Genomic DNA, 11,619 nt, shown 5'->3' with positions numbered 1-11,619 from the left:
CGCCCAGAATCACGGCGCCGACGGAGTCGCGCTCGAGGTTCAGTGCCAGACCGAACGTGTTGCCCGGGAATTCCAGCATTTCGCCCTGCATCACGTCCGACAGACCGTGGATGCGGCAGATACCGTCAGTCACCGAGATCACGGTGCCTTCGTTACGGACTTCGGCGCCGCTCTCGAGACCTTGAATCCGGCTCTTGATCAGTTCGCTGATTTCAGAGGGATTGAGTTGCATATGTGCTCCTGATATTCAATTCTTGCCGTCGCAGGCGTATCGCGCCGGCCTCAGGCCGTCAGCGACGTCCGCATAGCCGCCAGGCGGGCGCGCACCGAAGTGTCCAGCACCTCGTCGCCAACCACCACACGCACGCCACCGATGAGCGACGGATCTACCGTCACCGTCGGGTTGAGCTTGCAGCCGAACTTGTGCTCGAGGCCCTTGACCAGCGAGGTCAGTTGCTCACCTTCGAGCGGGAAGGCGCTTTCGATCGTGGCATCTGCCGAACCGGCAGCAGCGTTCTTCAACGCTTCGAACTGTTCGGCGATTTCCGGCATGGCAGCCAGACGGCCGTTCTCGACCACAGCGGCGACGAAGTTGCGCACTTCGGCGTCGGTCGATTTCACGGCGGCAGTCAGCACGTCGACAACTTGCGACGGCACGACCTTCGGATCGTCGGCCAGGTTGGCCACTTCGGGCAGCGCTGCCACTTGCGCCAGTTCGCGCACGAGCTGCGACCAGCGATTCAGATCGCCGGACTTGGCCACGCGGAACAACGCTTCGGCATACGGACGAGCGATGGTTGCGAGTTCGGCCATGATCAGAGCTCTGCCTTGAGTTGGTTCAGCAGGTCGGCGTGGGCCTTGGCGTCAACTTCACGCTTCAGGATCTGTTCTGCGCCCTTCACTGCCAGACCGGCAACTTCCTCGCGCAGCGTCTCACGGACCTTGACTGCCTGGTTCTCGGCTTCTGCCTTGGCGTTGGCGATGATACGAGCCGCTTCGGCTTGCGCCTGCGTCTTGATCTCGTCGGCCACAGCCAGTGCGCGCTTCTCGGCGTCGGCAATGCGCTTCGCGCCTTCGTCGCGGGCTTCCGCGAGGGCTTGCGTGGAGCGCTTGTTGGCGGCATCCAGTTCAGCCTTGCCCTTGTCGGCGGCAGCCAGACCGTCAGCGATTTTCTTCGCGCGTTCGTCGATAGCCTTGATCAGCGGCGGCCACACGAACTTCATCGTGAACCACGCCAGGATCAGAAACACGACGGTTTGCGCGAACAGAGTTGCGTTGATGTTCACGGTGTTTCCTTTCGGTGATGCGAGTCGATTGGCAAAACAGCGCGCCCCATTGTGCCTGCTGGCTTGGGCGCGCCGTTCATGTCCAGTTGGTCGCGCGGATCATTGCGCGACCGGCCGAAAGTAACTTAAGCGAGCTTCGACAGCAGCGGGTTCGCGAAGGCGAACAGCATGGCAACGCCCACGCCGATCAGGAATGCAGCGTCGATCAGGCCGGCCAGCAGGAACATCTTCGTTTGCAGCGGGTTCATCAGCTCAGGCTGACGTGCGCATGCTTCGATGTACTTGCCACCCATCAGTGCGATACCCAGACAGGCACCGATAGCACCCAGACCGATGATGATACCGATACCGATAGCGGTCAGACCCTGGATGTTGGCGATGAAAGCTTGCATGATTACTCCTTATGGATAGAGACTTGAAACTTGAAAATTTGAAAAACTTGAAACTCGGAAAACTCGTAACTACCGCAACAACCGATCAGTGATGGTCGTGCGCCTGGCCGAGGTACACCAACGTCAGCATCATCATGATGAACGCCTGGAGCAACACGATCAGGATGTGGAAAATCGCCCATGCGGTGCCGGCAATGACGTGACCGACAAAACCCAGCACCGACGCATCTGCGCCAAAGCTCCAGATACCGCCCAGCAGCGCGATCAGCAGGAACACCAGCTCGCCGGCGTACATATTGCCGAACAGTCGCATACCGAGCGACACGGTCTTGGCACAGAATTCGATGAGGTTGAGCAGCAGGTTCGGGATCCACAGCAGGAAGTGATTACCGAACGGTGCGGTGAACAGCTCGTGCATGAAGCCGCCTGCGCCCTTGATCTTGAAGCTGTAATACAGCATCAGGATGAGCACGCCGACAGCGATACCGAGCGTGCCGTTGAGGTCGGCCGTCGGCACAATGCGGTGGTGCGTGATGATGGAATCGAGGCCGACCCAGCGGATGATCGTCGACGGCAGGTCGACGGGCAGCAGGTCAAGCGAGTTCATGAGCGCGACCCAGACAAACACGGTCAGCGCGAGCGGTGCGATGAAGGCACGGTTGCCGTGCACGATGCTCTTCGACTGGTCTTCCACCATTTCGACGAGCATCTCGACCGCGGCCTGGAAACGGCCCGGCACGCCCGAGGTCGCCTTACGGGCAGCCAACCACAGCAGGAAGCAGCCCAGAACGCCCATCGCGATCGACCAGAACATGGTGTCCCAGTTGATGATCGAAAAATCGACGATGCTAGTCTGATGCGAGCTCGCGAGGTTCTGCAGGTGGTGCGAAATGTACTCCGACGGGTTCGGAGCGTGGCCGGCTTCTACTGACATAGCGATCAAACACCCAATTATGAAAATCCGCACACGGTAGCGTGTCGACGCGTGAGCGGGTGTTTCACCGCTACTTCAGTGCCATCGCCAGCCAATAGGCTTTCAGCGTCAGCACAAAGGTGACCAGGAACGCTACCCAGTGAACATTTGGGTAACCGAACGCTACTGCCACCAACAACGCGATCGTCGTGACTACCTTGACCGCTTCTCCCATCACCAACGAACCGACGGAGAGGCGATCACCTGACATTCTTAACCGCAGCGCAAACAATGCGCCCGGGATCCATCCGATCATTCCGCCCAGCCATGCGGACACCGCCGCGTCTCGTGGCGATGCCGAGAGCAACCACCAGGCAAGTGTCGCTACCAGCGACAGTAGTACCTGGGCTCCCACCACCCTGAATGGAGTCACACGGGATGCGCGCCCCACATCGGGACCGAACAGGCGCTCGGCCTGCGCACGCGTGAGCGGAACGATTGTTTCTTGCTCCTGCTCGTCGTCCCAAACCTCTGATGATGCATGTGCCGGCGCTTGCGGTTTCGGTTCCAAGTTCGACCGTTTTTCGTCGGTCATCTCGTAGCCTCCCCGCCCGACTCGTGCAAAACGAATGGGCTCTTCAAGCAGATAAATCCGCGAGATTTTACGGGACATTACGAACGCCAGTCAATCTAAACGCACAACAAATTCGCCGAAATTGTGCAGTGCATGCTTCGATTTGGCGCCAACTCTCATGGAGCGCGATTTTACTCATGGTGCAGCGCGGCATTCCGCGTAAACGCCGCACGATCGCGCCACCTGAGAGACATTCCACGCGCGATCAGACCCATTTCAGGGCAACGAACCCCAACACGAGTGCCACCACGTAAAACGGGACGGAAAGGCAGTGAAAGTGCCACCAGATCTGTTTCGATTTCGCCATGCGCAACGCGATCAGATTGGCCAGCGAGCCGACGGCCAGACCGAACCCGCCCACGGCTACGCCGTGCGCGAGTGCAGGCCAGTTGTGGCTGTACTCGGCGAGCAGAATCGCCGCAGGCACGTTGCTGATGAACTGTGAGAGGACGGCAGCACCCGCATAGGCCATCGTCGCCCCGCCGAAGTCGAAGTGCCCCAGCGCGGCGCGCACCTCGGGCAAGCCCGCCAGCCCGCGAAGCACGACGAACATCAGCACGAAGATCGCGAGCAGCAGCCAGTCGATGCCGAGTACCGCGTTGCGTCGCACGGCGAGTAGCACGACCACCACGGCGGCACACGCCCAGGCGGCAAATCCGTGATCGGCAAGCGCGACGAAGCCCGCGAACAGCACCAGCGCGGTCCAAAGCAGCGGCCACCGCACGTTGTGCCTGGGGCCGTGTCGCTGGAAATGCAGCGCGCGCGAGTCGAAGGCAAACGCGCAAATCGCGAGCAGTACCGCCATGAGCGCCAGCGTGAGCGGCGTCATCATGACGACGAAGGCACCGAAGCTCATGCCGCTTTGCTGCCAGAGGAAGAGATTCTGAGGATTGCCAAACGGTGTCAGGCTCGATCCGGCATTCACCGCGAGGGCGAGGAAGATGATCAGTCGCTCGATACGTACGGGGGCAATACGGGCAAGCGATTGTGCGAGCGGCACCACGGCGAAGAGCGCGACATCGTTGGTCAGCAGCGTCGAGAGCGCGGCAGCGAACGTCACCATCAATAGCGCGAGACGTCGCTCCGTGCGAAACGCGCGCAGCAATCGTTGTGCGAGCCAATCGAGAAAGCCGCTCTGGTCGATGGCTCGCGTGAGCATCAGCAGCCCCGCGAGCGTGAGGATCGTGTGCTGGTCGACGCGAGCGAACAGCGCGCCCACGCTCGCCGGCCGCACGATCTGCAGCACCACGAACGCCGCGAGCAGGATGAGCAATACGGGATCGCCGCGCACGCGCTCGAACGTCGACCGTAGCGCACGTTTGACGCGCGCGCCGAACGTACCGTGAGCGGACGAGGTGTCAGCCGCCGGACGAGGCGTCGCAGTCGGCGCCGCCGCCGTCTCTTTGTCTACCGGGTCGCCGGTGGATTCGCTCACGACGAAACAATCAGGATACCGAACTTACTCGGCGCGAATGCGCGCGAGAATACCGTCGAGTGCATCGAGGCTGCCGAACTCGATGGTGAGTTGTCCGGCGCCCTTGCGGCCGACCTTGATCTTCACGCTCGAGGCGAGCAGATCCGACAGCTCTTCTTCGAGACGCGTGACATCGCGACCGCCCTCTTCCGCAGGACGACGGCGAATGCCATCTCCCTGCGGCTTGAGCGATGCGTTGACGATGCGCTCCGTGTCGCGCACCGACAGGCGCTTGTTCACCACCTGATTCGCCAGCGTGATCTGCGTGGCGGCGTCGACGGCGAGCAGCGCACGCGCGTGCCCCATGTCGAGATCGCCTGCGAGCAGCATCGTCTGCACCGGCTGTGCGAGATTGAGCAAACGCAGCAGGTTCGACACCGCGCTGCGCGAGCGACCCAGCGACTCGGCAGCCTGCTCGTGCGTGTAGCTGAATTCACCGAGCAAGCGTTGAATGCCCTGCGCTTCTTCGAGCGGATTCAGATCTTCGCGCTGAATGTTCTCGATGAGTGCCATCGCGGCCGCGGCTTCGTCGGCGACGTCTCGCACGAGCACCGGCACTTCGGACAGCCCCGCGATACGCGCCGCGCGAAAACGTCGCTCGCCCGCAATAATTTCGTACTTCTCACCATCGACACGTCGCACCAGAATCGGCTGCATGAGGCCCTGCGCGCGAATGCTTGCGGCGAGTTCCTGCAATGCGCCCTCATCCATGCGCGTTCGCGGTTGATACTTACCGGCCTGAAGACGCTCGAGCGCCATCACCGAAGGTGCTCCCTCGGCGCTCGTCTCGCCGGCCCCGTTATGGTTGTCGGCGTGCGCGCCGAGCAGCGCTTCGAGGCCGCGGCCCAGGCCCTTTTTTTTCAGTGCGTTGGTCTTGGTCGCCATGACAATGCGTTCCTGCGCGTATGCGCCTTACATAGTTTGAATGCGCGCGATCATTTCCGCGCCGAATTGCAGATACGCTTTCGCGCCGCGTGAAGCGGGATCGAAAACGACACCCGGCATGCCGTAGCTCGGCGCTTCGGCGAGCCGCACGTTACGCGGAATGATCGCGTTGAAAACCTTGTCGCCGAAGTGCTCCTTGAGCTGCTCCGAGACTTGCTGTTGCAGCGTGATACGCGGGTCGAACATGACACGCAGCAATCCGATGACCTTCAGGTCGCGGTTCAGATTCGCGTGCACCTGCTTGATCGTGTTGACGAGGTCCGACAGCCCCTCGAGCGCGAAGTACTCGCATTGCATCGGGATGATCACGCCATGCGCGGCACACAGGCCGTTGAGCGTGAGCAGCGAGAGTGTCGGCGGGCAGTCGATGAGGACGAAATCATAGGCGTCGTCGACTTTGGCGAGCGCCTGCTTGAGGCGGGTGTCGCGGTTCTCCAGCGAAACGAGCTCCACGTCCGCCCCCGCCAGTTCGCGGTTCGCGGGCAGCAGGTCGTAGTTGCCCGACTCCGAGCGTTGGCACGTCGTCGCCACGTCGACGCCGTCGACCAGCACTTCGTACACGCTCGCTTCGAGCGACCCTTTGTCGATACCGCTGCCCATGGTCGCATTGCCCTGCGGATCGAGGTCGACCAACAGGACTCGCTGCCCGTGCGACGCCAGCCCGGCAGCGAGGTTCACCGTGGTGGTCGTCTTGCCGACGCCGCCCTTCTGATTGGCCACGCAGAAAATTTTCGCCATGCCGATGTAGTCCTCCGAATGCTGCCTTGTTGATGCGGTTGATGCGGTTGGTGCGATTGATTCAGATGCTGCCGGGATGAAACCCGGTCCTGCAAACAGGTATTGCCGCACGCCGAACGGGGTGTCCCGTCAAATCGATTACCTGAGCAAAGCTCAGTTTTTCGCTTGCTGGCCTTTCTGGCCTTGGCCGGCGTCAGACACGCCGGCGCGTAGTGCTTACGGCGCGCTCGCCTTCTGGGGCGTCAACACCAGCTTGTCGGTGTCATAGCCTTGCTTGCGGAGCTGAGCACGCATTTGATTCATGGTGTCGACGTCGATCGTCGGTGTGCGCGAGAGAATCCACAGATACTCGCGGCCCGGCTCTCCAACGGCGGCATACTGGTAGTCGCCGTCGAGCACGATAACCCAGTAGTTCGCCCAAAGCCAGGGAATCCAGCGCAGCCAGTCGGGTGCAAACGTGACCTTGAAGCGCGCCGTGCCGGTGCCCTGCCCATCCGTACGCGCGAGACCGGCATCGCTGACCCAGGTCCCGTCTTCCTTGCGACACTTGTTCGTGACTTCGATCTTGCCGTCGGCGCGTGCCTTGTACTCTGCGGTCACGTCCGACACACATTTTCGCTCGAAGAAATTCGGATAGCGTGCTATTTCGTACCACGTGCCGACATAACGCGTCTTGTCGATCTTTTGTACGGGACGCACGCGGGTCGTGAGCGATTCCTGCCCGGATTGCGCCCAGGCGACGGCGGCCATCACCGAAAAACCGACCATGACGGCCCCGGCCCAGCGGGTCATCTTGTTCATGCGCTCACCTTCACGCGGAGCAAATGGCGCTCGGCGTCGAGAAACGGTACGTTCAGCGCCAGGCGCTCGACCAGCGAGAAGCCGTCGGGCAAGGCCAGCTCGCCTTCGGCGGCCACGCCCTTCATCGCCCAGAAGCTGCCGCCAGGGGCGAGCAGGTTGTGGGCAAGCGACACGAAATCGGTCAACTCGGCGAAAGCACGCGAGACGATCGCGTCGAATGCGGCAGGCACTTCCTTGCCCACGACAAGCGACTCGACCCGGCCGGTGACGACCGTCAGGTTGGTCAGCTTGAAGGTGGCACGCGCCTGGGTAAGGAACGCCGTCTTCTTATGGACGATGTCGTTGACCGTCACCTGCCAGTCGGGACGCACGATGGCGAGCACCACGCCGGGCAGGCCGCCGCCTGAGCCAACGTCAAGGACACGTGAAATCGGCTCACGGTCGAGGCGCGGCAGAATGGACAGCGAATCGAGCAGATGCTTGACGACCATCTGCTTCGGGTCACGAATGGAGGTCATCTGCAACGAAGCGTTCCACTTCGCCAGCAGTGCCTGATAGTCGAGCAGACACGCCTGTTGTTCGGCATCGAGCGAAAGCCCGAGCTGCCGGATACCGTCAGCCAATAGCGCAGCGAGTTCGTTGCCGCCGTGACCGGCGGTATGGCGCGAAGACGTCATCGAGTCTCCGCGTCAGGCTGCGTGCTGGTCACCGCCGTCGGCGGGACCTGCATCGGGAGTCGTATTCTCCGGCGCGCGACGGCGTCCGAGCCCTTTCTTGAGGTGAATCATCAACAGCGAAATCGCGGCAGGCGTCACGCCGGAGATGCGCGAGGCCTGTCCCAAGGTTTCGGGACGCTGCGCGTTGAGCTTCTGGCGGACCTCGATCGACAGCCCACGAACATCGTTGTAGTCGATGTTGGCAGGCAGCACGGTGTTTTCGTTGGCTTCCTTGCGGACGATCTCATCGGCCTGACGGTCGATGTAGCCCTGATACTTCACCGCGATCTCGATCTGCTCGCGAATCTGGTTGGCCTGAATCGGATCGTCGGAGAGCACGCCTTCGGGCGCCAGGCGACCGCCCTGCACGGCCATCAGTGCGTCGTACCCGACTTCCGGGCGGCGCAACAGATCGGCCAGCGAATACTCGTGATCAATGGCCTTACCGAGCAACGGCTCGGCGTCTTCCGCCGGGAACGTCTTCGGATTCACCCACGTGGTTTTGAGACGTTCTGTTTCACGTGAAACAGCATCGCGTTTGCGGCAGAACGCCTCCCAACGGATATCGTCCACCACACCAAGCTCGCGACCGATTTCGGTCAAGCGCATATCGGCATTGTCTTCCCGCAGCGACAGGCGATACTCCGCGCGGCTGGTGAACATGCGATACGGCTCGGACACGCCACGCGTAATCAGGTCATCGACGAGCACGCCGAGGTAGGCTTGATCGCGGCGCGGGCACCAGGCGTCGCGTCCCTGCACTTGCAGCGCAGCGTTGATCCCTGCAAGCAGGCCCTGTGCGGCGGCTTCTTCATAGCCGGTCGTGCCGTTGATCTGTCCGGCGAAGAACAGGCCGGAAATGACGCGGGTTTCAAGCGAGCTACGCAGGCCACGCGGATCGAAGTAGTCGTACTCGATGGCGTAACCCGGGCGCAGGATGTAGGCATTTTCCATGCCCTTCATCGAGCGAACCAGTTCGAGCTGCACGTCGAAAGGCAGGCTCGTAGAAATGCCGTTGGGGTAGAACTCGTTGGTCGTGAGGCCTTCGGGTTCGAGGTAGATCTGGTGCGACGTCTTGTCCGCGAACCGATGAATCTTGTCTTCGATGGACGGGCAATAGCGCGGCCCTACCCCCTCGATGACGCCGGTGTACATGGGCGAGCGGTCGAGCCCGGCGCGGATGATATCGTGCGTGCGTTCGTTGGTATGCGTCACCCAGCACGGCACTTGGTGCGGATGCTGTTCGGGGCGGCCAAGGAACGAGAAGACGGGCACCGGATCAAGGTCACCGGGTTGCGCTTCGAGCACGGAGAAGTCGATGGATCGGCCGTCGATACGCGGTGGCGTACCGGTTTTCAACCGACCTTGCGGCAACTTCAACTCTTTGAGGCGTGCGGACAGGCTGACAGCCGCCGGATCACCGGCGCGCCCGCCCACGTAGTTGTTGAGTCCAACGTGGATCTTGCCGTCGAGGAAGGTCCCGGCGGTCAGCACCACGGCACGGGCACGGAAGCGCAATCCGACCTGCGTAATGGCGCCAACGACCCGCTCTCCCTCAACCATCAGGTCTTCCACAGCCTGCTGGAACAGCCAGAGATTCGGCTGATTCTCGAGGCGATGACGGATGGCCTGCTTATAGAGAAGACGGTCGGCTTGGGCACGCGTCGCACGCACGGCCGGGCCTTTGGACGAATTGAGGATACGGAACTGGATGCCGCCCTCGTCCGTAGCCGCGGCCATGGCGCCACCCAATGCATCGACCTCTTTGACGAGATGCCCCTTGCCGATCCCGCCAATGGAGGGATTGCAGCTCATCTGGCCGAGCGTTTCGATGTTGTGGGTGAGCAGAAGTGTCTTACAGCCCATGCGGGCCGAGGCGAGCGCAGCCTCAGTGCCGGCATGGCCGCCACCTACCACGATCACGTCGAACTCGGTCGGATAAAGCATCTCAATTTTGCCGCGTGCGGCAAACTCTCTGGATTCGGTAATTGCGGAATTATAGCGGTATTGCGCTGCATCATTTGTAACCACGACGATGTTTCACGTGGAACGTGCGTGGAAAACGACGGTTTTGGGGACGGTTCCACGTGAAACATCTTCGTCACCGGTACTATTTCCATTAGCCGGAAGGATACGACCGAAGGATTGTCGGGGCCGTTTCACGTGAAACATGCGATGGCCTTCCGAACACTCGCTTCGTCCGCGGGTGATCGACGCGCTCCGCCGGCAACACTACACATCGATAAGCTCCAGCCTCTCTCGCTTCCGGGCTACGGAGATTGCCGGCACCCCGACTGCGCTCCAACTTAAAGTCGCTCCGTCAGAGCACCGCCAATCTCCGCCACGCAATCTTCCGGGGTGAAACCATCTAGGAATTCAGGGTCTCTGTTTCACGTGAAACGTACGATGTATTCCGGCCCTCGCTCCGTTCGGCGTTACCCGGTACGTTTCGACAGCTACACCCCATCCTTTCGATGCCCCTCGCCTTCTCCCACTTCCGAGCCGCGGAGATTGCCGGCACTCCGACTGCGCTCCGACTTAAAGTCGCTCCGGCGGAGCACCGCCAATCTCCGCCACGCAATCTTCCGGAGTGAAACCATCGGGAATTCAGGGCCTCTGTTTCACGTGAAACGTCCGATGTATTCCTGCCCTCGCTCCGTTCAGCGTAACTCGGCACGCTTCGACAGCTACACCCCATCCTTTCGATGCCCCCTCGCCTTCTCCCACTTCCGGGCCGAGGAGATTACCGGCACGCCGACTGCACCCCAACTTAAAGTCGCTCCGTCAGAGCACCGCCGATCTCCGCCACGCAATCTTCCGGGGGTGAAACCATCGAGGAAGTCAGGGTCTCTGTTTCACGTGAAACGTACGATGTATTCCGGCCCTCGCTCCGTTCGGCGTTACCCGGCGCGCTTCGACAGCTACACCCCATCCTTTCGATGCCCCCTCGCCTTCTCCCACTTCCGGGCCGAGGAGATTACCGGCACGCCGACTGCACCCCAACTTAAAGTCGCTCCGTCAGAGCACCGCCGATCTCCGCCACGCAATCTTCCGGGGGTGAAACCATCGAGGAAGTCAGGGTCTCTGTTTCACGTGAAACACCACCGCCTCACTCTGCCAATGGAGACGGACTAGTTACAAGCGAGGCGCACGGTCGAGAAGCGCACAACGGCAACACTTAAATGCCCCAGCGCGTACGACAGTCTCAACGTGTATTAGCTAACCGCAGAATTCCGATGCAGCCCGCCCGGATGAAATTCCGAGATCCCTGGTGAAACGATCGGTGCACGTGCGGGCGGCCTGTCTTGGCAAGGGAAAATCGATGAGTGGGGATTAGAAGTGCCCTGACGGAGCGACTTAAGAGTTGGCGCGCCGTCAGGGTGCCGCCAATCCCCACCCAGACGTTCGCAGAAGGATACTCCGGACGCAGCAGGTCGTAGTGTCCCCGCCCCGATACCGCCGCCAGAAAAATACCGCAAATGTCCTCAAAACCCCAAAAGCGAAACTGGCCCGCAGACATCGAAAGCACATCGCCCGAGCCGATCATCCGACGACTTTATCCACACCCGCAGCACGCCTGCAAAACTTCGATTCGTAATTTGCTTTTCTGTGGATAACCTGAAGTCGGTTTTGTCCGAGAATTTTCAAAAAATCTCGCAACCCCTTATTGCGGCAGTGCGCCATAGATTTCAGTTACCCACAACTATCCACAAGCAACTG

At 61.1% G+C, this 11,619-nt stretch carries 11 protein-coding genes and 1 pseudogene; all 12 read right to left on the bottom strand.

What is annotated here, in order from left to right; translation table 11 throughout:
* Positions 1 to 232, bottom strand: a pseudogene (locus ABWO90_RS13290) (F0F1 ATP synthase subunit alpha); the annotation flags it as partial.
* Positions 233 to 282: 50 nt separating this feature from the next.
* Positions 283 to 813 (bottom strand): F0F1 ATP synthase subunit delta, encoded by a 531-nt coding sequence (locus ABWO90_RS13285; protein WP_353191699.1) that lies wholly within the window; start codon positions 811 to 813, stop codon positions 283 to 285.
* Between the two features lie 2 nt (positions 814 to 815).
* The gene (locus tag ABWO90_RS13280; protein ID WP_353191698.1) at positions 816 to 1,286 is read right to left on the bottom strand and encodes a F0F1 ATP synthase subunit B; all 471 of its coding nucleotides are present in this window, start codon (positions 1,284 to 1,286) and stop codon (positions 816 to 818) included.
* Between the two features lie 125 nt (positions 1,287 to 1,411).
* Entirely contained in the window at positions 1,412 to 1,678 is a 267-nt protein-coding gene (atpE, locus tag ABWO90_RS13275; protein ID WP_010807762.1) for a F0F1 ATP synthase subunit C, read from the bottom strand.
* Positions 1,679 to 1,763: 85 nt separating this feature from the next.
* On the bottom strand, positions 1,764 to 2,612 hold the full coding sequence (gene atpB, locus ABWO90_RS13270; protein ID WP_353191697.1) for a F0F1 ATP synthase subunit A: 849 nt from the start codon (positions 2,610 to 2,612) through the stop codon (positions 1,764 to 1,766).
* A 70-nt stretch (positions 2,613 to 2,682) separates the two neighbouring features.
* Positions 2,683 to 3,186: an ATP synthase subunit I gene (locus tag ABWO90_RS13265; RefSeq protein WP_502922606.1), complete on the bottom strand. Its 504-nt coding sequence runs from the start codon at positions 3,184 to 3,186 to the stop codon at positions 2,683 to 2,685.
* A gap of 244 nt (positions 3,187 to 3,430) precedes the next feature.
* The gene (locus ABWO90_RS13260) at positions 3,431 to 4,516 is read right to left on the bottom strand and encodes an SLC13 family permease (protein WP_353191710.1); all 1,086 of its coding nucleotides are present in this window, start codon (positions 4,514 to 4,516) and stop codon (positions 3,431 to 3,433) included.
* Between the two features lie 168 nt (positions 4,517 to 4,684).
* A complete protein-coding gene (locus ABWO90_RS13255) occupies positions 4,685 to 5,584 on the bottom strand; it encodes a ParB/RepB/Spo0J family partition protein (protein ID WP_353191695.1) in 900 nt (299 codons plus the stop codon).
* Between the two features lie 27 nt (positions 5,585 to 5,611).
* Positions 5,612 to 6,382, bottom strand: a complete 771-nt coding sequence (locus ABWO90_RS13250) for a ParA family protein (protein ID WP_353191694.1) — start codon at positions 6,380 to 6,382, stop codon at positions 5,612 to 5,614.
* 216 nt (positions 6,383 to 6,598) lie between these two features.
* Entirely contained in the window at positions 6,599 to 7,183 is a 585-nt protein-coding gene (locus ABWO90_RS13245; protein ID WP_353191693.1) for a lipocalin family protein, read from the bottom strand.
* Positions 7,180 to 7,860, bottom strand: coding sequence for a 16S rRNA (guanine(527)-N(7))-methyltransferase RsmG (rsmG, locus tag ABWO90_RS13240; protein ID WP_353191692.1), 681 nt, complete (start codon positions 7,858 to 7,860; stop codon positions 7,180 to 7,182). Before rsmG ends, ABWO90_RS13245 begins: the two co-directional genes overlap by 4 nt.
* 12 nt (positions 7,861 to 7,872) lie before the next feature.
* A complete protein-coding gene (gene mnmG / locus ABWO90_RS13235; protein WP_353191691.1) occupies positions 7,873 to 9,846 on the bottom strand; it encodes a tRNA uridine-5-carboxymethylaminomethyl(34) synthesis enzyme MnmG in 1,974 nt (657 codons plus the stop codon).
* Between the last annotated feature and the right edge of the window lie 1,773 nt (positions 9,847 to 11,619).

It is taken from the genome of Pandoraea pnomenusa (genome assembly GCF_040391475.1).
GTDB classification, from domain to species: domain Bacteria; phylum Pseudomonadota; class Gammaproteobacteria; order Burkholderiales; family Burkholderiaceae; genus Pandoraea; species Pandoraea pnomenusa_C.
This window is presented reverse-complemented; position numbering and strand designations above follow the sequence as displayed.